The sequence below is a fragment of the Mycobacterium bourgelatii genome (assembly GCF_010723575.1).
In the GTDB taxonomy this organism is placed as follows: Bacteria; Actinomycetota; Actinomycetes; order Mycobacteriales; family Mycobacteriaceae; genus Mycobacterium; species Mycobacterium bourgelatii.
Window position 1 is genome coordinate 4,084,897 of sequence record NZ_BLKZ01000001.1, and the last position, 23,654, is coordinate 4,108,550.

A 23,654-nucleotide genomic window follows, 5' to 3' on the forward strand; every position below is an offset into this window, starting at 1 on the left:
AGCTTTACTCGATCTTGACCAAGCATTGAATCGTCTTACCCACGATCACAGATGTGACTACGCTTTTAGCGGTGGAACTGCAGGTTTTGGGTCCGCTTCAGGTCCGGCAGGGGGGCGCGCCGGTCCCAATACCGGGCACGAAAGCGCGCGCCATCCTGACGATGCTTGGTCTCCATTGTGGTTCCGTAGTGCCCGCTGCCACGCTGATCGAGCTGCTCTGGGGCGATGACCCGCCACGCACCGCTGCGAAGGCCCTGCAGACTCACATCTCCTCGCTCCGTCGCACGCTAGGCGACGGCTTTGTGTTAACCGAGGGAACTGGTTGGAAGCTGGCCGAGACCGAAGTCGACGCCACCCGGTACCAGTCGGCTGCCCGGCTGGGGCGCGACGCTGCGACCGCTGGGGACACACGACAGGCGGTGGCCCGCTTCGAAGAAGCCTTGACCCTCTGGCGCGGAATCCCCGAACTACCCGACAGCCACCGCGGAGCATCCGAAAAGACGCGGTGGATCGAGGGTCATGCCGCGCTTGTGGAGGATCGGGCCGATGCCCTGCTGGCAACGGGTCGCGCTGCGGAGCTCATCGGCGAACTCGAAGGCGGTGTTGCTGATGCGCCGCTGCGCGAGCGCCGTTGGGGCCAACTGATGCTCGCCCTCTACCGCGCCGGCAGGCAAGGGGAAGCCCTTGGCGCGTATAAGCGGGCGCGGTCATTGCTGGCCGGCGAATTAGGAGTGGATCCGGGGCCGGAGCTGAGGCGGCTTGAGGCCGCGATCGTTGCACAAGATGCTGCTCTGGATGTTGCTGCGACGCAACAGGTTTCAGCCGTAACACGCGCTGTGACGTTGTTGCTCACCGATATCGAGGGATCGACCGCGGCCTGGGAGGCTGACGCTGCGGCAATGGCGGTGGCGCTGGCGCGTCACGACGAGCTCACCGAGCAGGTCGTCACCTCTCGAGGCGGCCGCCTGATCAAGACGCGCGGTGAGGGCGATGCGACGTTTTCAGTCTTTGATCGGCCCTCTGCTGCGGCGGCCGCCGCCATCGAGTTACAGGACGCGATCAGTCGGGAGCCTTGGGAGTTGCGCGAACCGATGCGGATTCGCGTGGCGCTTCATACCGGCGAGGTCGAGCTTCGTGATGGCGACTACTTTGGCCGCGCGGTCAACCGCGCCGCACGCTTACGGTCACTGGCTGCCGGCGGCCAGATACTGTGCTCCGGCGCGACCGCCGAACTGGTCATCGATTCGTTGCCTGACGACATCGTGCTCGACGACCTGGGGATGCGACAGCTGCGCAACCTTGCGCGTCCGGAGCACGTTTTCGAGCTCCGTATGGAAACAGTCGAGGACGCCCCGCAACCGAAGACGAGCGATGCGCCCCTCACTCGGCCCAGCCTCGCGGCGGTACTCGTCGGTCCCGGGCCGTTCGTAGGGCGGGGCAGCGAGCTCCAAGGACTTCTTTTGGCGTGGCAGACCGCACTCGCCGGCTCGACCAACGCAGCGCTGATCGCGGGGGAACCCGGCGTCGGAAAGACACGTCTGGCCGGCGAATGGTCCCGACAGGCTTACGACGAGGGCGCCCTGGTGATTTACGGCCGCTGCGACGAGGACCTCGGCGCGCCCTACCAGCCGTTCGCGGAAGCCCTGCGTTCCCTGGTGCCCTGCCTCGGGGCTACGCGGCTGCGGGGGGTGCGAGGCGTGGAAGCATTGCTCCCCCTGGTTCCCCAGCTGACCGATCTTCTGCCGGATTTGGCCCCGCCGCCACGCGCCGACCCCGACACCGAGCGCTACGCGCTTTTCGACGCCGTGGTTGGGCTGTTGCGGGTCGCCTCGGCCAGCGCGCCCGTCGTCCTGATCCTTGACGACCTGCACTGGGCGGCCAAGCCAACGCTGTTGCTCTTGCGGCATATCTTGCGTTTTGGCGAGCAGGCCCGCGTGCAGATCATCGGCACGTACCGCAGCACCGACCTCGACCGCTCCCACCCGTTAGCGGCGATGCTCGCCGACCTGCACCGGGACGGTACGGCACATCGCATTCAGCTCAGCGGTCTGGCCGAACACGACGTGACCGCGTATGTCGCCGAGGCCGGCTACGACGACGAAGAACTGGCGCGGGCACTGGCGTCCGTCACAGGTGGGAACCCGTTCTTCCTCATCGAGGCGCTGCGGCACGTCGATGAAAGCGGCGGTGTGTGGGATCAGAGCACTCTGCCGCAGGGGGTTCGGGAAGCGGTAAGCCGCCGACTCTCGCGACTTCCGTCGCAGACGAACAAGGCCCTTGCCGCAGCCGCCGTCGTCGGCAGCCGGTTCGCCATAGACCTCGTCGAGCAAGTGCTCGACCAAGACCTCGTCGACGCGTTCGACGAGGCGTGCCAGGCCGGCATCGTCATCGAAGAACCCGGCGGTCGCTTCCGTTTCAACCACGCCATCGTGCGGCAGTCGCTGCTTGCCGAACTCACCTCCGTGCGGCGCATGCGGCTGCACCAATGCATCGCCACGACTCTGGAAATCCAGCCCGGCGCCGACGATGAGCTGCTGGCTGAGCTCGCCTACCACTACTTCGAATGCGCGTGGGCGGGAAACGCGGCCAAGGCCGTCGAGTACTGCCGACGAGCCGCAGACCAGGCGATGGCACGACTCGCCTACGAAGGCGCCGCCGACCTGTACGACCACGCCCTGCACGCACTGGACGAGCTCGACGACGAACTCCCCGATCGCGCTGACCAGACGGTCGAGCTACTGGTGGCACGCTGCGAGGCGTTGCTGGCCGCAGGCGACGTGGCGTCGGCGGCGGGCGCGGTCTCGCAACTGCAAGAGGCAACAGTCGGTTCGGCCCGGCTCGCGGCGTGGGCCGCATGCTTCGACGGTCAGTTGTCGATGCTGAGCCATCCCGAGAGTCTGGACGAGGTCGAAGTTGCGGTAGGCGCGGCGGCCGAGAAGCTGGCCGATTTGGGCGACGCCGCAGGAGAAGCCAAGGCCCACACGGTCCGGGCAGGCTGCCTTGCTCGACTCGGACGAATCGGCGACTGCGAAATCGCTTTGGACGATGCACTTACCGCGGCGCGGCGGGCCCGTGAGCACCGCCGGGTGAACGCGGTGCTGGCCGGCGCACCGCTCGCCGCGCTCTGGGGACCCAACCCGGTTCCCCGCGCGGGAGGACGGTGTCTTGACGTGGTGCGGCTGCTCCGCATCACGACCGACTCGCCAGCGGTCGAAGCCACGTCGACACGATGTCAGGCCGTGTTAGAGGCCTTCCGCGGCCGCGCCGCGGCGGCACGACGGATGATCGACTCGGCTCGGCGCACCGTCACCGAACTCGGCCTGCGCCATGCCCTTCTTGAGGTTGAGCAGTTTGCCGGGATTGTCGAGCTGGTCGCCGACGATGCCGCCGCGGCCGAGCCCCATCTCCGCCAGGCCTACAACGGATTTCGACGCATGCGCCTCGACGCCGACACCGCCGAAACCGCCGCGCTGCTGGGTCGTGCCTGCCTCGCGTTAGACCGAGACGCCGAGGCCGACGAATTGTGCCGGGAGAGTGAGCGTCTCGCCGGGCATGCACTGAAGGCGTCGATCCCGTGGCGATCGCTTCGGGCGCAGCTGTTTTCGCGCCGCAACGAGCACGACGAGGCTCGGCGATGGGCTATGGCTGCGGTCGCCCTGGCCGAGGGCACGGACCTGTTGGTTGATCACGGCGACGCCTGCTTGGCACTGGCAACGGTGTTGGAGGCCGCCGGCGATATCGGTAGGGCGCGAACCGCCGCCGAACGTGCGGTCGGGCTATACGAAGGGAAAGGTGCTGCGGCACTTGCCGAAAAGGCACGCCACACTGTCGGTGTCGAACTGCCCTCTGCCGCAACAACGCCCGAGGCGCCGCAAGTCGAGTTGGACAATGCGTGCGTGCGTGCGCTCGACCAGGCCGTCGCTGCGGTGAATCACGAGGCCTGGGAGGAGTTGGAGCAGCTGTTTGCGTCCAACGTCATCGTCGAGAGTCGTCGGAAAATCGTAGGCTTTGCGCCCGTCGAGGTTCCGGCGCGCCAGTGGCCCCGGGAGATGAGGCACTATCTGAAGTTGGGGATGGTGCGACACACTCATGCCGTTGTCGCCGTGCGGAACGAGCGTCTTGCTCTCACCCGACTGAAGGTCGGCACTGCAGACGTGAGTCCCGGGGCGCCGTACGACGAGATGCTCCAGGTAATCGGTCTCAACGATGAGGACCAAATCGCGTCGCAGGTGTGGTTCGACCTCGAAGACATTGACGCCGCACTCGCCGAACTCGACGCAGCGCAGGCCCGGTTCCAGGAACCACATCCGCGGGCGCCGCTCGAGAACGCCGCATCTCGAGCCGAGGACCGACTTGGCGAGCTCTTTGCCAGTAGACGCTGGGACGAGCTCGGTGAGATGTTTGCCGACGACCTTCGGGTCGACGACCGTCGGCGGGGGCTCCGCCGAGAAAGCTTCGACCGCGCCGGAGAGGTCGAAAACCTCCGTGAAATCGCGGCCATTGGCGCGTGGAAGATCACCACGACACCACTCGCACTGCGGGGCGAACGCCTGTGTCTTCGCCACGCGCTTTTCGAGGGGCGTGACGCGGGGCCCGAGGCGTTCCGCGTCGAGGACCTCTGCATCGTCGAGATCGATGCCGACGAGCGACTAGTGACACGAGTGGCGTTCGACTCGGACGACTTCGACGCCGCCATTGCCGAGCTCGACGCCCGCTACCTCGCCGGCGAAGCGGCTGCTCACTCGCGGGCATGGTCGGCGATCGCCGAGGCCTACGCCGCGTTGAACCGGCACGAACTGCCGGGATCACCAGGCTTTGCCAGCGTCGACCACCGGCGAGGGAGAGCGTTCGAGCCCGGTGATATGCCCGCATACGTCCGTGCCACATGGGATCTCGCGCCACACAGCAAGATCTACATCGAGGCGGTGCACCGGCTGAGCGACCTGGGAGCCGCCGTCACCCAAGCGTCGCATGGGACGTCGCTAGAGGGCTTCGACGCCGAATGGCGGGAGATCGCGGTCGTGATGGTCGACGGCGAACTGATCACCCGCACCGAACTATTCGACGAGGAGGATATCGACGCCGCGCTCGCGAGGTTCGATGAGTTGAATCGGCCACCTCGGCTGGAAAACGCCGCAAGTCGAGCCACCGAGCGCCTCGCAGCGTCCTTCCAGGCACGCGATTGGGACGGAATTGCCAAAGTTCTAGCAGACGATATTTCCGACGAGGATCGTCGTCGGATAGTGAATTCCGCTCTCCTGCAGGGCAAAGATGCCGTGTTCAACAACATACGGGTGAGCGCCGATATAGGCGTCATGCGATTCGCACCGACTATCATTGCCACCCGCGGACAGCGACTCGCACTGAGTCGCACCCGGTACTGGGGTCGGGTTCAACAACCCGATGCTTTTCTCAACGATGTCCTCCACCTGATTGGGATCGACGCGGATGAGCGGATCGCGGCGCTCATTTCATTCGATCTCGACGACATCGATGCCGCCATCGAGGAACTGGACGCCCAGTACCTCGCCGGCGAAGCCGCCGCCCACGCACACGCATGGTCGCTGCTCACGCGGGTCCAAAACGCGTACAACCGACACGAAGTCTCCGCGATGACGACCGACGATTTCGCGAACATTGATCATCGGCAAGGTAGAGCCTTCGTATCCGGCGACTTGATCCCCTTCCTTCGCGCCACGTGGAGCGTCGCTTCTAACGTCAAGGGTTACCTCGAAAATGTGCACCGGTTGAACAGCTTTGGAGCGGTCATCACAGAGGTAGTGACGGGAACCTCGCAGGACGGCTTCGAATTCGAGTTGCGCGAGATCGGCCTCTTCGTATTCGAAGGCGACCTGGTCTGCCGGTTTGAGTTGTTCGACGAGGCGGACCTCGACGCCGCACTAGCAAGATTCGAGCAACTCCAAGCACCGTCGCGACCCCTGGAAAACGCGGCGACCCGCCTGTCCGAGCGCCTGGCGCAATTCCCTTCTCGGGATTGGACCGCAATCAGGGAACTGCTGGCCGACGATATCTCCACGCAGGATCGTCGTCGGGTCGTGGGCGTGGGAAACCTAAAGGGGCCAGACGCCCATATCGCCAACATGCGTGCAATGGCCGACCTCGGCGTCGCAAACATTGCGTTGACATACATTGCGACTCGCGGAGACCTCCTGTGCCTCACCAGTTCCCGCATGGTTGGCCGAGACCAGCGGCCCGAAGCGTTTCACACTGAGGCGCTCTGTATCCTCGAAATCGACCGCGACAACCGCGCGGTGGCGCAGGTCGTGTTCGACATCGACGACATCGAATGCGCGTTGGAAGAACTCGATGCGCGCTATCTTGCCGGCGAAGCGGCCCCCCACGCGCGCACTTGGGCGGCGATAAGAAAGGCGCACGCCACCTTCAATCGTCATGAACTTCCACCGGCAACAAAGGATCTGGTGTACATCGACCGCCGACCGCTGGTATCGGTCGAGGGGGTTGACCTGGCTGCGGCTCTGCGTGCCGTGTGGGCTCTCACTCCGGAGGTCCACGGCTACATCGAGGCGGTGCATCGGCTGAACGAACTCGGATGCGTCATTACCCAGGCGCTGATAGGAACCTCGCCCCAGGGCTTTGCCGCCGAGTGGCGGATGATTCACGTCTTCACAGTCGAAGGTGAATTGCTCAGCCGTGTCGAAGTTTTCGACGCTCCTGACATCGACATCGCGCTTGCTAGGTTCGAGGAATTGGCGGTGGCGCCACCGCTAGAGAACGCGGCAACCCGAGCACAAGTCGGCTTCTTTACGAACTTTGCCGCGCGCAACTGGGCAGCGATCGCGGAGATCCTAAGCGAAGACACTGTCGTCGATGACCGCCACGACCTTGTCAACGTCGGTTTCTGGAACGGCCGCGGAGCGGTGATCGAAAATCTGCGAGAGTTGTCCGAGGCTGGTGAAAGCACGACGCTAGGTGTCATCGCTACTCGGGGGGAACGCCTCGCCCTCACCCGTATGAGTTCCTTGAGCCGCGAACCGCGCCACGGGGAGTTCCGCAGTGAAATGCTCATCGTCGTCGAGATTGACAGCGACGAGCGTATCGTTGCCCAGGTCTCGTTCGGATGCAACGACTTTGAGTCTGCTTACGGAGAGCTCGATGCGCGATACCTTGCGGGCGAAGCCAACACCTATTCGCACACTTGGTCCGTCATCGCACGGACCTACGTCGAGTTCAACCGGAACGAATTGCCCCCGACGGAATGGATCATTGTCGACCACCGACGAGGAAGGCTGTTCGCGTCCAGCCACCAGACCGCGTCCATTCGCGCCATTTGGGAGCAAATGCACGACTTCACCATTTGTGTCGAGGCGGTGCATCGGCTCAGTGATTTCGGCGCGGTCCTCACCCATATAGCGTCTGGAACCTCGCCCGAAGGCTTCGACGCCGAATGGCGAATGATCCAGGTGCTGACCGTCAATGGCGACCGGGTCATTCGTTGCGAGCTGTTCGACGAGGCGGACCTCGACGCTGCGCTAGCGCGGTTCGACGAGCTCAGTCGGGGCGGTGGGCCGACGGACTGAAGCCCGACTCGGCGATCGGCCGGTTCGCAGAACTCACTGCGATCCTTGAGAAGCCATCAAACGTGCGCCGGCATGCTGTCCCAGCCGCGCACCGCCGACGATGACGAAAAGACCGCGGCGTCGAGATCGACTTCCCAGTCGGGAAATCGATTCATGATCTCGTCCAAGGCTATTCGTCCCTCGATGCGGGCGAGGGCATTGCCCAGGCAATAATGCGCCCCCACCCCGAAGGTCAGATGCTGGCGCGGCACTCGCGTCACATCGAACTCCTCGGCGTTCTCACCGAAGCGCGTCACATCGCGATTGGCGGCCCCGATCAGCGTCAGGATCGCGCTGCCCTCGGGGACGGTTTTCCCGTAGAACTCGACGTCACGAGTTACATACCGCGCCGCCTGCAGCGCGGGCGGCTCGAAGCGCAGGATTTCCTCGATCGCGCCGGGCAGCAGTGATCGCTCCCTGACAAGAAGCCGCCGTTGGTCCGGATGTTCGGACAATAACTTCCCCGCCCACCCGATCAGCCGCGTCGTGGTTTCCGACCCGGCGACCGCCACAACCTTCATGAACATCAGCAGTTCGTCGCGCTCCAGCTTTCTGGTGCGACCCGTTTCGTCCTCGAATTCGGCGTTGAGAAGTTCGGTCGTGAGATCGTCCGCGGGGTGGTCTGTGCGCCAGTCGATGAAGTCCGCGAAAATCTCGCCGTCGGCAAGCTTCGCGTCCTGGTTGTCGGTCATCCGGCCGCCGCGCTTGGTGCGGACGAACTTCTCCCCATCCTCTTGCACCCGGCGCTGGTAGTCCTCGGGAATCCCGAAAAGCATGCCCACCACCCGCAGTGGCATGATGGCGCCGAGATCCTTCACGAAGTCGAGGCGATTCCCGCCGACCAGTGGGTCCAAGCACCGTTGGGTGAAGTCGCGGATCATCGGTTCGAGGGCATTGATCTTGCGCGGTGTGAACGCGCGTGACAACAGGCTGCGGTGGATGTCGTGCAGGGGTGGATCTTCGAAGATCAGTAAGCCCGGCGGGATTTCGATGCCGGCTTTGATGATTTCCAGTACCACACCGCGTGCGGAACTGAAGGTCTGATGGTCTACCAGCGCCCGGTTGACGTCGTCGAAACGGCTCAGCGCATAGAAGTCGTGATCTGCGTTGTAGTACAGCGGCGCGTTCTCGCGGATGCGCCGGAACATTGGATAGGGATCCGCGTTGAGGTCGGCGTCCCACGGGTCGTAGTACACGTCTGCGGTAGGACTGACGGTCATGCCACGCTCCTTCTATTGCTGGCCCCGTCCAGTGTGGGGGCAAATAGACCAAAAGTGTTGGAATGAGTACATATCCGCCACATTCGACGACGCCTACAACTCACGATGCAGCTCCGTCAACGCATGCAGTTGTTCGAGGTAATGCTGCAGCGAGTGGTGCACGAAACGAGCCGACAAGGTCGTGGTGCCGCCAGCCTCCAGTACCCGCAGCGCCTCGGTTGTCGCGGCGGGGTTTCCGACGGGATCGAGAGGTTGGTCGGCGGGCAGTACCACCTCGAAGTCGGGAGGCAACTCAAACGACTGCAGCCACTTCGCTGCGGTATCGATGGATACGGCGAACGGACACCATCCGTCAGCGAGCGTGACCGCGCGCCGCAGCGAGCGTCGAGTGCGGCCCCCGACCCAGATCGGCATATGCGGCTGCAATGCACACGGATCGACGGTCAGCCCGCCGAACGAAAAGAACTCGCCTTCATAGGCGGGCTCGCTACTCGGCAGCGCCGCGCGCAGCGCTCTCAGTGCGTCGTCGCCTCTCGCACCGCGGTCCTCGAACGGTGCGCCGAGCAGGTCGAACTCCTCCTTGAGTGACCCGACGCCGACACCGAGGATGACCCGTCCGGCACTGACGTGATCGAGGGTGCCGTAACGCTTCACTATCGCCAACGGATGGTGATAGCCAAGCACCAAGGTCATGGTCGCGAAACGGATCTGTTTGGTGCGCGCGGACACATAGCCGAAGGTGGCGAGTGGGTCCCAGTAGCGCGCACCGCGTCGGCCGATTTCGGCGGAGGGCAAACCGATGTGCTCACTACATGTCATGTGGTGGTAACCAAGCCGATCCGCGACCTCGGCAACTCGGCCGATCTCTTCGATACCGGCGTCTTTTTCCCACTCCAGCGGCGCTCCACCGATATTGGTGACGACCGGCGTGGCGATACCGAGCTTCACTGCAGCGGCTCTTCGCCCGCCAGGATGGTCCGGTGCATCAAGCGGCCGCTGTCTTCCGGGTACGGCAGCACCCTATGCATGGTTCCGGTGTTGTCCCAGATGAGCAGATCACCCAACTGCCACTCGTGCCGGTAGACGTACCGCGGTTGGGTGGCCCAATCACGCAGGCGCGCAAGTAAAGCACGGCTTTCCTCCGGCGTCAATCCGATGACGTAGTCCGACGTCGCGCCCAGCAGTAGAGACTTGCGGCCGGACCGATGCGTCCACACCAGTGGGCAAGCCTTGGTTGGCGACTTCTGCCAGAAAGCCACTTCCTCGTAACTCATTTCCGGGGTGACGTAGTACTGGGACCGCTCCGCGCTGTGCACCACGCGCAGTTCCGCGATCGCTTCCTTGTCCGACTCCGGAAGGTCCTCGTACGCCTGGTAGGTGTTGCAGAATTCGGTCTGCCCTCCGGTGTCGGAGAGTTGCACCGCCCGCAGCAGGGTGGCCAGGTTCGGCAGCGGCTGCAGGGAACCGTCGAAGTGCCAAAACATCGAGCCCTTGAGGTATTTGGCGCGTTGGTTCACCCTGGCGTCCAGTGAGATCTTGTTGATCCCGCCCACGCCCTCGTTTTCGACCAGGTCGCCGAGTGTCCTGGCGATCGCGACTTGCTGCTCGTCGCTGATGTCCAACCCCCGGAAGAACACCACCCCCCGCTGCTCGAGAATCTCGCGGACAGCCGCGGCCTCTCGACCACTCAGCAGCGTGTCGAGATCGGTTCGGATCTCGCTGCCGATATACGGCGTCAGGTCGACAACCTCGAGTTGGGCTGAGCTCAGTGCCATGTCAGTCAGTTCAGTCTCGTGAGAATGGTGCTGGCCGAATGCTTTACCCGGGGCTGCTTCCACAGCTCAACGGCCAACGACACGGTGATCAACGAGTACAGCAGGTTGCGCAGATTCGCGACGTCATCGGGCAGCGGTTCGGCGTAGTCGAACTTGTCGATATAGGCCACCGCTTCCTCGGCGTGCGGAAACACCTCGTCGTAGAACGAGCGAATTTCTTCCATCGTGCTGTTGACACGCTTCACGTACCGCGCGTGGCCGTCTTCGATGGCCCATTCGGGAACCAGATGTTCGAGGTGTGAAAACTCCGGTGGCAAAGTGCTCATCGTTGACCCGCTTTGGCTCTCTCGCCCGCCTCGACGTAGTCGGCGACAACTTTGTGCAAGTGCCGCAGCAGGATTTCTTCGTCATTCATCGTGAAGTGCGTGAGGACACCACTATTGAGCATTGCTTGCAGCCCCTCGGACGGGCTCGCATCCTCGAGGATGATGTCGTTGAGGTAGGTGACCGTGAGTTCCTGTCCGAGCCGCTCCTTGTGCGTCTTTGGCGGCTGATAGAACATCTCGGCTTCGAAGAGATGCGAGTGCGGGCCGGTCGGCCAGTGGGCATGGGTGCTGAAGCCGGATGACCCGAAGATGAGCACGAAGTTGGGAAAGAACTGGAACGAGTCGAAACCGTACTTCTCCGAGCGCGTCGGATTGATGCCGGGGGGCATGGGTCCTCTGTCGAGCTTCTTATTCCAAGGACCGGCCGCACTCGCTTCCATCACGCATTCGATGGGTTTGGAATACGGCGTTTTTCGCGACGGCTCGCCCGAGAACGAGAACATCCGGTGCGGTCCGCTGAGTTGATAGGCCAATGCATCGGTGAACGGGTTTGGCTTGTCCAACGCATCCCTGGCCTCAGCGGTGACACTGCCGAACGAGGTCGCGTGCAGGTAGGGGCCGTGGTAACTCTCGGCGAAACCGTCGACGAAAATCTTCCAGTTGCACTGCAGCTCGGCGGAGAACTTGTAGATCTGGTGGGGCCCGGCGAAGGGGTAGCCCTCGATGCCGTGCGCGAGCTCACCGAGGAAGGAGCGCAATGGCTCGGTGTTGTTCGGGTTGAGGTTGATGAAGATGAAGCCTTCCCACACCTCGCACTGCACGGCCGGCACCCGACAGCTGTCGGCGTCGAAGTCCAGCAGCAGATCCTTGCGGGTGGGCGAGTGCAGCGTGCCGTCCAACTTGTAACGCCAGCCATGGAAGCGGCAGTACAGCAACGGTGCCCGCCCGGATACCTCTTTGAAGGGGTCGTCTTCCCACAGCATCTTGTTGCCGCGGTGCGGGCAGATGTTGTGGAAAGCCCGAATCACCTGATCTTTTCCGCGCACCACGATGATCGAGGTGTTCAGCACCTTCAACTCGCGGGTGAAGTAGCTGCCCGCGTGCGGGACGCGTTCGACCCTACCGACGTAGAGCCAGCACTTCTTGAAGATGTGCTCGCGTTCCTTTTCGTAGAACTCCTCGGACACGCAGTCCTCGAGCGACACCGGGCCGCGGCCGAGTTCGGGATACGCGTCGGTCCAATGCCCCGTCGCGGGCTTGGTCACCAGGCTGTCGTGACTCATCGGGCCCCTCCTCGGGCCGACGGTAACAGCAGCGGAAATGGTGAAAAAAGATGCAAAAGTGCAACACCCTGTTGCATAGTTGGAACACCGCTATGGAGCAGAACCTTGCCTTCGACCTCGACGCCTTGCTGGTATTCGGCAAGGTGGTCGAAAGCCGCAGCCTGTCGAAGGCGGCCACGTTGCTGGGCATGCCCAAATCCACCGTCAGCCGCAAATTGACCAAGCTGGAATCCGACCTGGGCATCAAACTGTTGCGCAAGAACACCCATCAGCTCACGGTCACCGACCTGGGCGAGAAGGTCTACACCCACGCCGTGAACATCCTCGCCGAGGCCAATGGCGTTCGCGCCCTGGTTGAGGGGAGCAAGCAGGAACCACAAGGCGAGTTGCGAGTGGCGATACCGGTATTCGTGGGCGTCGACTATGCCTCGCGGGTCGGCGCCACCTTCCTGCAGCGCTATCCCCAGTCGCGCTTGGACATCCGCCTGGTCGACAGCATGGTGGATCCGATCAAAGACGGTTTCGACGTCGTGTTCGGCCCTGGGCCGCTGCAGGATTCGACGCTCATCGCGCGAAAAGTCTTCGATCTGCACCTGTTTCTCTGTGCCGCACCGCACTTCGTAGGCCGACTGGCGGAACCCATCACCGCGCCGTCTCAGCTCAATGACGTGCCGTTCATCGACTTCGGCTTCGGCGGTCCGCGCAAGCTCACGGTCGCCAGAAACAAGCGGCGATTCGAGTTGTCGCCCCCGGTGCGCGCACGCGCCAACAACTTTCAGGTGTGCAAGCAGTACATCCTGCAGGGCCTGGGCGTCGGCGCCATGCCTACCCAAATCATCTGCACCAAGGAACTGCGCGACGGCAGCATCGTGCCTGTGCTTCCCGACTGGGCCCTGGAACCGCTGGCGGTGCACATGATTTATCCCTTCGAACTTTCGTTTTCGACGTTGATCAGCGCTTTCTACGAGACCGCATGCCAGATCATCGTCGAGAACATCGCCAGGAGCCGGGACCTAGAGCTCAGGGCAGACGGAAGCGAGGAACTGCTGGGTCCGTAGCCGCGACTCGGTTCGCGCGGCGGCGTCGTCACCCAGCGGAACGATTCGTGCGGCAAGATCGGTGACGCCCGCGTCACGATAGCTGCGCAGCCGGGCGAGCACGGCCGCTTCGTCTCCCGCGGCCATGGTGTCGCCGACGTCTTGGGCATTCCCTTGCTCGAGTAGCCGGACGTAGTTCGGCGAGAAATCCGCGTGGCCCAATACCTCGCTGGCATAGGCGCGGGCACGGTCGACCTCGTCGTTGGAGCACAGCGCCACCGGGACGCCCGCGACGACCCGCGGTGCCGCCCGTTCGGCGGCCGCCGCGGTGATCCGCGGGACGATGTAATCGCCTATGGCACGCTCGTCGGCCATCCACAGAATGGTGCCGGCCGTTCGTTCGCCGGCGATCCGCAGCATGGCGGGCCCCAGGGCGGCAAGCAGAATGGTCGTTTCGGCTGCGTCGGCAACATCGATTGACGCATTGACGCGGTAGGTGTCGTTGGTGACCTGAACGGGTCCGGGTCCGGCGAACGCCGCTGCCAATACATCGAGGTAGTCCCGCACCAGGTGGGCCGGCCGGTCGTACGGAAGCCCAAGCTGGTCGCTGATGATCCAGTGGTGTGAGGGCCCTAGTCCCAGGCTGAACCGACCAGCGCACGCGGCGTTCGTCGTCAACGCCTGCTGCGCCATGATCAGCGGGTGCCGCGTCTGGATCGGCACCACTGCGGTTCCGAGCTCGACGCGCTCTGTCACCTGCCCGATCAGCGCGACCGCGGTCATCGCATCCAGATATCCCGGAACTTGAGGCATCCAAAACGAGGTGAAGCCGGCGGCGTCGGCGGCCCGGGCGTCATCCAACAGACCGGGCAAGCGATCAGCGCGCGACCGCTCCTTGTCGGAGCCAACCATCAGTCCGATTCGCATACGACCATTGGACACGACCTCCGGCGCGGCTCCTTTACTCGGCCTTGACCATGCGTTGAGTCTTGCCCCGCAGGATGAAAACGTGAGTACGCTTCCAAGCGTGGAGCTGGGGGTTTTAGGGCCTCTCCAGGTCCGCCAGTCCGGCGTTCCTGTGGCGATTCCGGGCGCCAAACCCCGCGCGATCCTCACGATGCTCGGGCTACATCACGGGTCGGTGCTGCCCGCCGACACGGTCGCCAAGCTGCTCTGGGGCGAGCATCCGCCCCGCACCGCCGCGAAGGCCATGCAGACTCACATCTCCTCGTTGCGTCGCACGCTCGGCGATGGCGTCGTGTTGACCGAGGGACTCGGCTGGACGTTGGCCGGCACCGAGGTTGATGTCGCGCGATACAAACTCGCCGCCAAAATGGGCCGCGAGGCCGCCGCCGCGGGCGACACGGCTCAAGCCTTGGTCCGCTTCGACGAGGCCCTGGCTCGTTGGCGCGGCGTGCCTGAACTGCCCGACTCCCAGCAGGGTGTGGCCGAGAAGACCCGATGGATCGAAGGTCACGCCGCCCTCGTCGAGGACCGGGCCGATGTGCTGCTGGCATCGGGACGGGCCGCGGAGATCATCGGCGAGCTCGAAGCCGCGGTGGCAGAGGCGCCACTACGCGAACGCCGCTGGGGGCAGCTGATGCTCGCTCTTTATCGGGCCGGCCGGCAGGGCGAGGCGCTGGGCGGATATCAGCGGGCGCGATCGCTGCTGGCCGACGAGCTTGGCGTCGACCCCGGTCCGGAACTGCGCCGACTCGAGGCTGCCATCGTCGCCCAAGATCCTTCGTTAGATATCCCTGTGGTGCAACAGCTTTCGTCGGTGATGCGCGCAGTGACCTTTCTACTCACCGATATCGAAGGGTCGACCGCCGCGTGGGAGGCAGACGCAGACGCCATGGCGGTGGCGCTTGCTCGGCACGACGAGCTTGTCGAGCAGGTCGTCACATCGCGCGGCGGACGGCTGATCAAGACGCGCGGCGAGGGCGACGCGACGTTCTCGGTGTTCGAGCGCCCGTCGGCGGCCGCGACCGCGGCCATCGAGTTGCAGGACGCGATTGCGCACGAGCCGTGGTCACTGTCTGAGCCCATGCGGATCCGCGTCGCGCTGCACACCGGCGAGGTCGAGCTTCGCGACGGCGACTACTTCGGTCGTGCCGTCAACCGCGCCGCGCGCCTGCGATCGCTGGCCACCGGCGGTCAAACCCTGTGCTCGGGCGCGACCGCCGAACTCGTCATCGATTCGCTGCGCGACGACGTTCTGCTCGTCGATTTGGGCATGCGGCAGTTGCGCAACTTGGCCCGCCCCGAGCACGTTTTCGAACTGCGCCTGGAAACCGCCGACGACAACCGCCAATGCGGCGAAGCCGAGTGGGCGCTGCAGCGTCCGGGCCTCCCCGCGGTGCTGAGCGGCCCAGGGCCGTTCGTCGGGCGCGCACCCGAGCTGGCGCGGCTGATGTCGACATGGGAGACCGCGCTCACCAACGGCACCCACGCCGTGCTGATCGCCGGCGAGCCGGGTGTCGGCAAGACGCGCCTGGCGGGCGAATGGTCACGACAGGCCTACGAACAGGGCGCCGTGGTGCTTTACGGCCGTTGCGACGAGGACCTCGGCGCGCCATATCAGCCGTTCGCCGAAGCCCTGCGTTCACTCGTCCCATGCCTTGATGCCAATCGGCTGCGCGGGCTGCGCGGTGTCGAAGCGTTACTTCCCCTGGCGCCCGGGCTGGCTGATGTGCTGCCAGATCTCGCAACACCGACCCGGGCCGACCCCGACACCGAGCGCTATGCGCTCTTCGACGCCGTCGTCGCGCTGTTAGGTGTCGCCTCCGGGCTGGCGCCCGTCGTCCTGATCCTCGACGACCTGCACTGGGCGGCCAAGCCCACGCTGTTGCTGCTGCGACATCTGCTGCGGTTCGGCGAGCAGGCCCGCGTGCAGGTCGTGGGCACCTACCGCAGCACCGATCTCGACCGCTCACACCCGTTGGCGGCGATGTTGGCCGACTTGCACCGAGACGGCATCGCGCACCGGCTTCAGCTCGGCGGCCTCGACGAGAACGACGTCACCGCCTATGTCACCGAGGCCGGTTACGACGACGAGGAACTAGCCCGGGCATTGGCGTCGGTAACCGGCGGCAACCCGTTCTTCCTCATCGAGGCTTTGCGCCACGTCGAGGAAAGCGGTGGTCGGTGGGATCCGAATACATTGCCGCAGGGAGTTCGTGAAGCCGTGAGCCGCCGGCTTTCTCGGCTACCGGCGGAGACGAACAAGGCCCTGGCCGCCGCCGCTGTCGTCGGCAGCCGGTTCGCGCTGGATCTGGTCGAGCAGGTGGTGGGCCAAGACCTTGTTGATGCATTCGACGAGGCCTGCAAGGCCGGCATCGTCATCGAAGAGCCGGGTGGTCGATACCGGTTCAACCACGCCATCGTCCGGCAATCGCTGCTGGCCGAATTGGCGTCGGTGCGACGGATGCGGCTGCATCAGCGCATCGCAACCACATTGGAGGCGTGGCCCGGGGCCGACGACGAACTGCTCGCTGAACTGGCACACCACTACTACGAATGCGCCTGGGCGGGCAACGCGGTCAAGGCGGTGGATTACTGCCGCCGGGCGGCGGACCAGGCGATGGCACGTCTTGCCTACGAAGGCGCCGCCGATCTGTACAACCGCGCCGTGCACGCGCTCGAAGAGATCGACGACGAGTTGCCCGACCGGGACGACCAGGCCGCGCAGCTGTTGATCGCCCGCTGCGAGGCGCTGTTGGCCGCGGGTGACGTGGCATCGGCTGAAGGTGCGGTAGCGCAACTGCAGCAGACCACAACGGGCTCAGCACGTCTTGCGGCCTGGGCGACCTGCTTTGATGGGCAACTCTCGATGTTGGTGCATCCCGAGCGTCTGGATGAGGTCGAAGCCGCGGTCGGCGCGGCCGCGATAAGGCTGACGGAATTGGGCGACGCGTCCGGAGAAGCCAAGGCGCACACCGTCCGTGCTTCGTGTCTCGCCCGTCTTGGACGAATCGGTGACTGCGAAATTGCTTTGGACGCCGCCCTGGCGGCGGCGCGGCGCGCGGGTGAACACCGCCAAGTGAATGCCGTGCTAGCGGGCGCGCCGCTGGCTGCGCTGTGGGGCCCCAATCCTGTTCCGCGCGCGGGCGGGCGATGTCTGGACGTGGTGCGACTGCTCAGGATCACGACGGACTCGCCGGCGGTGGAGGCGACGTCGACGCGGTGCCAGGCCGTCCTGGAGGCTCTTCGCGGTCGCGCCGCCGCCGCGCGGCGGATGATCGATTCGGCCCGGCGCACGGTCACCGAACTTGGTTTACGTCATGCGCTGTGTGAGGTGGAGCAGTTTGCCGGCATCGTCGAACTGGTGGTCGAGGATCCTGGCGCAGCCGAGGCGCATTTGCGCAAGGCATACAACGGCTTTCGCCGGATGGGCCTCGAATCCGACACCGCAGAGACCGCAGCGCTACTGGGCCGCGCCTGCCTTGCGCTTGGCGGAGTGGCTGAAGCTGCCGAATTATGTAGGGAGAGTGAGCTTCTCGCCGGGCATGCGCTGAAGGCGTCGATCAGCTGGCGAACCTTGCGCGCACAGTTGCTCACGCGCGCCGACAACTACGACCAGGCGCGACAGGTGGCGGAGGCCGCTGTCAAGTTGGCTGAGCGAACCGACTTGTTGGTCGATCACGCCGATGCATGTCTCACGTTGGCCCAGGTCGTGGGGGGTCCCGGGGCTGGCGACGCACTCAAGGCGCGAGCCGCCGCGGAGCGCGCGGTCGCGCTGTATGAGCGAAAGGGGGCAGGAGCGCTCGCGGAAATGGCGCGCCGCGTTCTGGGCGAGCACCCGCAACCCGCTCCCCTGGCACCACCGGAAACGCCTGGTGTTGAGCCGGACAACGCGTGCGTGCGGGTGATTCGCCGACTAGACGCGGCATACGATCGCGAGGCTTGGGACGAGATCGAACACCTAGTCGCAGCCGTAGTCTCCTGCGAGAGCCATCGAAAAGTAGTCGGTGCCAGCCGTGTCGAACTTCCTTACAGCGAATGGGAGCGCGGCGCCAAACTTTATCGCGAGACGTTGGCTCCGGTGCGGTACCGACACGTCGTGGTAGCGGTGCGCGGCGAGCGTCTGGCTCTTACCCGGTTAGAAGTAGGCCCTGACGATCCGACTCCCGGTGCGCCACGGGACGAATTGCTGCAGTTATATGAGCTCGACCAAGACGGCCGGATCGCGGTCCAGGACTGGTTTGACGCCGACGATCTCGACGCTGCGATGGCCGAGCTTGAGGCGGCACACGGGCGGCTGGTGCAACCGCGTGCCCGGAAGACGGTAACCGCCGCCTGTCGGGCCTTCGAGCGCCTGCAGGCGAACTTCGCCGCCCGCGACTGGGATTCCATGGCCGAACTACTGGCCGACAACGCGTTCCACCACGATCGCCGAAGGGTGGTAGGCGCCGAACTTCAGGTTGGCCGCGATGCAGTCATCGCCGAGATGGCGGCGCTCGTCGAGATCGGTGTCAAGCACATCACTTCCGACGAAATCATCGCGACTCGCGGCACGCGACTTCTGCTCAGCCGCTCGCACTCCGCGGGCCACAACCAGCGACCCGATGCATTCCGGACCGACGTCTTCAACGTTCTGCAAGTCGACGCCGAGGGCCGAATCGACGCGCTTGTTACGTTCGACCTCGATGATTTCGAGGTCGCCCTGGAAGAGCTCGAAAATCGTTATGTCGCCGGCGAAGCCGCGCCCTACGCGAACACATGGCAAACCATTACGGCGAGCTACGCCGCCTTCCGACACGGTGAGGTTCCCCTCTTTACGCCGAACGCGATGAACGTCGATCACCGCCGTGCCGCTGGGTTCGCCCCTGGCGATCTGATCGCTTACATCCGGGCTGGGCGCGACCTTAACCAAAAAATGCAACCGTACATCCAGGCGGTGCATCGGTTGAACGAATTCGGGGCAGTCACCGCCGCCACCGCGTATGGCACATCGCACGACGGCTTCACCGCCGAGTGGCGGTCGATCATCGTTTCGACGGTTGAAGGCGAATTGATCAGCCGCACTGAGCTGTTCGAAGAAGAAGACCTTGCCGCCGCACTCGCCAGGTTCGATGAACTGTTTCCGCAGCCGCGCCGGCTGGAAAATGCGGCGATCCGCGTCTACGAGCGCATCCGCGCGTGCATGGCCTCCCGCGACTGGAGCGTGATGGCTTCGCTGCTGGCCCGGGATATCTCGACGGAAGATCGTCGGCGCGTGGTGAATTCCGGCTTGCGCCAGGGCCGGGATGCAGTGCTTGCCGAGATATCGGCAATGGTCGACATCGGAGTCGAACACGTAACGTCGCAACCGATCGCCACCCGCGGAGAACACCTGTTCCTCAGCCGAAGCCAAAGCTGGGGCCGCGACAGACGACCCGAGGCATTTCATACCGACCTGCTCGAAATCATCGAGATCAATGCCGAGAACTTGATCGTAGGACGCGTCGTATTAGACGTCGAAGATGTTGACGCCGCGTTCGACGAACTCGACGCGCGCTATCTCGACGGGGAAGCTGCGGCGCACGCGCACACGTGGTCGCTCGTCGCCGCGTGCTACGCGGGCGTCAACCGGCGTGAATTGCCCCCATTGACAACAGATTTTGCGAGCGTAGACCACCGCCTGCTGGCGACATTCGAATCGAATGGCCTGGTCGAGTATGTTCGTGCGTCCTGGGCTCAGATGCCGGACCTGAAGTATCGAGTCGCTGCGGTGCACCGCTTAAGCGACTGTGGGGCGCTCGTTACTCACACGATCAAGGGAACCTCGCGGGACGGCTTCGACGCCGAGTGGCGCGAGTTGCTCCTGATGACCGTCCAGGGTGATCGATTTAACCGAAGCGAAGCATTCGACGAGGCAGATATCGCCGCTGCCATCGCACGCTTCGACGAATTGCAGCCACGGACCCAGCGTCTGGAAAACACCGCAAGCCGCGTAACCGAACGTTTCCGGGAAGCGCTGGCTGACCGCGACTGGGACACCATGACCGCGATGCTGACCGAGGACATGTTTAACGACGATCGCCGACGAATCGTCAACGCAGGAACCAGACATGGTCGCGAAGCCGCGCTCGAGGATTTGCGGACGGGTGTTGACATCGTAGACCTCACGTTCGACGCGGTCGCCGTGATTGCGATCCGTGGAGATCGTCTTGTCCTGACTCATGCCAGTTTGGGCGATGGCAAGCGACCCAAGGCATTCCAACTCGATCTATTACAGATCGTCGAAATCCGTGATGACGAAAGGACCTCGGCGGTCATCACATTCGACCTCGACGATATCGACGCCGCTTTTGCCGAACTTGACGCGCGCTTCATAGCCGGCGAAGCGGCGGCGCACGCACATATCTGGTCGCTTGTCACCGACAGCAACGATCGCCTGAACCGCCAGCAGCTACCGCTGATGACACCGGACGTGATGAGCGTCGACCACCGCCCGGTCCCAGCCTTCCCGCCCGGTGGTGACTTCGCCGCGTACATCCGCGTCACGTGGGAACAGGTGCCGGACATCACCTTCCGCACTACTGCCGTACATCGGTTAAGCAGCATCGGAACGGTATGCACTCTCGTGGCAAGCGGCACCTCCCGAGAGGGATTTGCCGCGGAGTGGCGGATGCTCGAAGTGCTAACTGTCAAAGGCGACCGGTTCGACCGTTGCGAATTATTCGCCGAGACAGACATTGCAGCCGCGCTTGCCCGCTTTGACGAACTGCAGCCGCGGACGCGGCCTCTGCAGAACGCGGCGAGCCTAATGTACGAGCGTTATTGGGCATCATTCGCGGCGCGTGACTGGGACGCCATGGCGGCTATGCTGGCCGACGACGTGTCCACGCACGATCGCCGCCGTGTCGTCAACGCAGGGGTTAGACATGGTCGCGATGCCGAACTGGCGAACATGCGCTTCCTCGCGGAGTCCGTTACCGACGTCAACAACGTAACGTTAACGGTGAGCGCGGCCCGCGGAGATCGCCTGGCCCTCATGAAGTTTCAATCTTCATCCTACGAAACAGAAGTGCTCAACGTCGTCGAAATCGACGCGGACGGACGAATAGCTGCGGTCGTCGGATTCGACGCCGACGACATGGACGCCGCGTTCGTAGAGCTCGACAGTCGCTATCTGGCCGGCGAAGCAAGCGCCCACTCGCACGCATGGTCGGTAATCCGGGAAGCGTATTCCGCACTCAACCGGCACGATATTCCACTGACGACAACGGATATGGTGAGCGTCGACCACCGAAGAGGGATCGCCTTTGCACCTGGTGACCTGCTCAGCTACTTCACCGCCACCTGGAATGTCACGCCACAGACCAGCATTGGCGTCGAAAGTGTTTGTCGGCTGAGCGAGTTGGGCGGGGTCGTCGTCCATTCCTACTGTGGCACAACCAGCGAAGGCTTCGACGCCGAGTGGCGGGAAGTTGCGCTGCTGACGATCGACAGCGACAAGCTCAACCGCTGCGAACTCTACGACGAGGAAAACATCGAGGCCGCGATCGCACGCTTCGATGAGTTGCACCCGCATGCGACGAACGCCACGACCTAGTCAGGTGCGGCAACCACGCCCCGGACGTTGACGTCCCGCCAGATCGCGATCTCTCCGACATATTCGGGTCGCCGGCCGAACAGATCTGTGAAGAAGGCGAGCATCTCATTCGCAGCCTCCATGGGTCCGACGATGACGTGACGGACCTCCGCGAACCGGAGATTGGCGATGATCTGCGCGCGGACCTCGTCCCGCGCCACGAAGGACATCTTGTCCTCTTGGATCATCCGCATGACCTTGAAGAGTCGCGTCGGGGGCGGCCCGGAACTGGTCCGCCCATCGGGTAGAGGAACGTACGCGTACGCCTCAGGCATTCGAAGCCCGTAGTCGGCCTCCGCCGCCCACACCATCGGCGCGGCCTGGATTCCGTTGGTGAAATACGGTGCCACAAGGACGGTTTCGTCGGACCCAATGTGGTGGCTTGCCCAATTGCGAAAGAAGTCCGGGGTATAGAAGGGCTGGCGTCCCAGCGGAGCGGGCAGAATGAAGACGATCGCCGCGGCCACGACAAGCAGCCACCGTGCCGCCGGCCCCGGGGCAAGACGAGTCGCTCGCTTGATGACGATCGCGATGATCACGGCAACCGCCAACCAGACGTAGAGCGTGAAGCGTCCCGGCAGCACATGCTGCAAGAGCGGCAGCTTTCCAATCGGCAGCCACGGCAACGGGACGGGCAATTTCTCCGTGCCGATGTGCAACCACGGGCCGAGCGACAGCAGCAGAAGCAGCGCCCCGGTGACACTGGCGATACGCACCCGCAGGTCGTCCCACAGCCGAACGGCGGCCACGACAAGCAGCACGAGCAACGGCAGCCCGAGGTAGGCCGTCGCCTCGTGATACAGGCCGCTGAACTCGCGGGACACCTCGGTTGCCGCGTCCGGGGCGATCAGCTGGTAGGGCGTCGGCAGGACGACATTGAGGAGATCGGTCGAGAAGGTCTCGGGATGCTGGACCGACCCACTGATCCGCCGCGGTCCGAAGAACTGCGCGTACAGCGGTCCGGCCGCGAGCACCAGGAAGGTCATGGTGGCTGCCGAGAGCGCCGGAACCAGGCGGGCCGCTCCCGCACGCCAACGAGCCCGGAACTGTGCGTCGCAGCGCGCAAGGGCCATGACGCACACCAACACCACGGACGCCACGACGCAGGTGGCCAACACCTCTTCGGTGATGAGGAGTTGCGCGGTGGCGAGGACTCCGAGCGCTACCCCGGCCTGCCACGGCGGTCGGCGTCGCGTCACGAGAAGGTCGTCGACGACGCACAGAATCAGCGGCGGCACCCAGGCGGTGGCGAGGTTCAGGTGCATCGCCGCGTGGGAGGCGACATAGGGCGAGAAGGCATAGATGGCACCGCCGACCAGCGGAGCAGCGCCGTCGCCGGTCCAGCGGCGGATCGCAACCCAGGCGGTGAACGCGCTGAGTGCGATGCCGACGATCATGAGGACGTTGAACCCGAAGATCGGCCCGCCAATCTTCGCCGGCAGCCAGCCGAGCAGCCCGAGCAAGATCATCGGAGTGTTCCACATGAGGTTCACGCCATCGGGCGCGGCAATCTGCGTGGTGAAGAACGGATTGAGCCCGTTGGCCAGCGCGTGTGGCGTCCAGCCGAGAAACCAGATCGTCTGCTGCTGATCGCAGCAGCCCCCTGCCCAGCCGGACCTCGGGTCGCTCCAGGCGCTGATCGTCAAAACCATCGCCCCGGCCAGGTAGCCGAGGAAAACGGCGAATCCCTTGAGCGCCCGGTGCTTACCTCGGGGCTCGTCCGCACACTCGACCTCGCCCGCCTCTGCTGGCACCAAGCCTCCTATTGGACGATCTTCGACGACGTCCACGCGACGGCTGAGTCCGGTGTCATCCTTCAGCGATACTGAAACCCGTT

10 protein-coding genes are annotated in these 23,654 nt (G+C 64.2%); 3 read left to right on the plus strand and 7 right to left on the minus strand.

What is annotated here, in order from left to right; all coding sequences use genetic code 11:
* Positions 1-71: 71 nt before the first annotated feature.
* Complete coding sequence (locus tag G6N68_RS17645; RefSeq protein WP_163714885.1) at positions 72-7,559, plus strand: ATP-binding protein; 7,488 nt, start codon at positions 72-74, stop codon at positions 7,557-7,559.
* A gap of 56 nt (positions 7,560-7,615) precedes the next feature.
* Here the strand turns inward: G6N68_RS17645 and G6N68_RS17650 are convergent, their stop codons facing one another.
* The 5 genes from G6N68_RS17650 to G6N68_RS17670 form a co-directional block, all read right to left on the minus strand.
* On the minus strand, positions 7,616-8,818 hold the full coding sequence (locus G6N68_RS17650; RefSeq protein ID WP_163714886.1) for a cytochrome P450: 1,203 nt from the start codon (positions 8,816-8,818) through the stop codon (positions 7,616-7,618).
* 93 nt (positions 8,819-8,911) lie between these two features.
* Entirely contained in the window at positions 8,912-9,766 is an 855-nt protein-coding gene (locus G6N68_RS17655; protein WP_163714890.1) for a TIGR03619 family F420-dependent LLM class oxidoreductase, read from the minus strand.
* Positions 9,763-10,593: a TauD/TfdA dioxygenase family protein gene (locus G6N68_RS17660; RefSeq protein WP_163714893.1), complete on the minus strand. Its 831-nt coding sequence runs from the start codon at positions 10,591-10,593 to the stop codon at positions 9,763-9,765. Before G6N68_RS17660 ends, G6N68_RS17655 begins: the two co-directional genes overlap by 4 nt.
* A 5-nt stretch (positions 10,594-10,598) precedes the next feature.
* Entirely contained in the window at positions 10,599-10,919 is a 321-nt protein-coding gene (locus G6N68_RS17665; protein WP_163714897.1) for a hypothetical protein, read from the minus strand.
* On the minus strand, positions 10,916-12,202 hold the full coding sequence (locus G6N68_RS17670; protein WP_163714900.1) for an aromatic ring-hydroxylating oxygenase subunit alpha: 1,287 nt from the start codon (positions 12,200-12,202) through the stop codon (positions 10,916-10,918). Before G6N68_RS17670 ends, G6N68_RS17665 begins: the two co-directional genes overlap by 4 nt.
* Before the next feature lie 92 nt (positions 12,203-12,294).
* Between G6N68_RS17670 and G6N68_RS17675 the strand changes: the two genes are divergently transcribed.
* Entirely contained in the window at positions 12,295-13,260 is a 966-nt protein-coding gene (locus G6N68_RS17675) for a LysR family transcriptional regulator (RefSeq protein WP_163714902.1), read from the plus strand.
* On the opposite strand, the gene G6N68_RS17680 is transcribed toward G6N68_RS17675, so the two are convergent.
* Complete coding sequence (locus G6N68_RS17680; RefSeq protein WP_163714905.1) at positions 13,216-14,166, minus strand: TIGR03564 family F420-dependent LLM class oxidoreductase; 951 nt, start codon at positions 14,164-14,166, stop codon at positions 13,216-13,218. The two genes, G6N68_RS17675 and G6N68_RS17680, sit on opposite strands and share 45 nt — an antisense overlap.
* A 100-nt stretch (positions 14,167-14,266) precedes the next feature.
* Here G6N68_RS17680 and G6N68_RS17685 point away from each other — a divergent pair, with 100 nt between their 5' ends.
* Entirely contained in the window at positions 14,267-21,778 is a 7,512-nt protein-coding gene (locus G6N68_RS17685; RefSeq protein WP_163718757.1) for a BTAD domain-containing putative transcriptional regulator, read from the plus strand.
* Here G6N68_RS17685 and G6N68_RS17690 read toward each other — a convergent pair.
* Complete coding sequence (locus tag G6N68_RS17690) at positions 21,775-23,571, minus strand: DUF6311 domain-containing protein (RefSeq protein ID WP_163714908.1); 1,797 nt, start codon at positions 23,569-23,571, stop codon at positions 21,775-21,777. The two genes, G6N68_RS17685 and G6N68_RS17690, sit on opposite strands and share 4 nt — an antisense overlap.
* Between the last annotated feature and the right edge of the window lie 83 nt (positions 23,572-23,654).

Excerpts from the sequence above, each read along its gene's own strand:
- G6N68_RS17650 (WP_163714886.1), bottom strand. The coding sequence starts at position 8,818 with ATGACCGTCAGTCCTACCGCAGACGTGTACTACGACCCGTGGGACGCC.
- G6N68_RS17660 (WP_163714893.1), bottom strand. The coding sequence starts at position 10,593 with ATGGCACTGAGCTCAGCCCAACTCGAGGTTGTCGACCTGACGCCGTAT.
- G6N68_RS17665 (WP_163714897.1), bottom strand. The coding sequence starts at position 10,919 with ATGAGCACTTTGCCACCGGAGTTTTCACACCTCGAACATCTGGTTCCC.
- G6N68_RS17670 (WP_163714900.1), bottom strand. The coding sequence starts at position 12,202 with ATGAGTCACGACAGCCTGGTGACCAAGCCCGCGACGGGGCATTGGACC.
- G6N68_RS17675 (WP_163714902.1), top strand. The coding sequence starts at position 12,295 with ATGGAGCAGAACCTTGCCTTCGACCTCGACGCCTTGCTGGTATTCGGC.
- G6N68_RS17680 (WP_163714905.1), bottom strand. The coding sequence starts at position 14,166 with ATGCGAATCGGACTGATGGTTGGCTCCGACAAGGAGCGGTCGCGCGCT.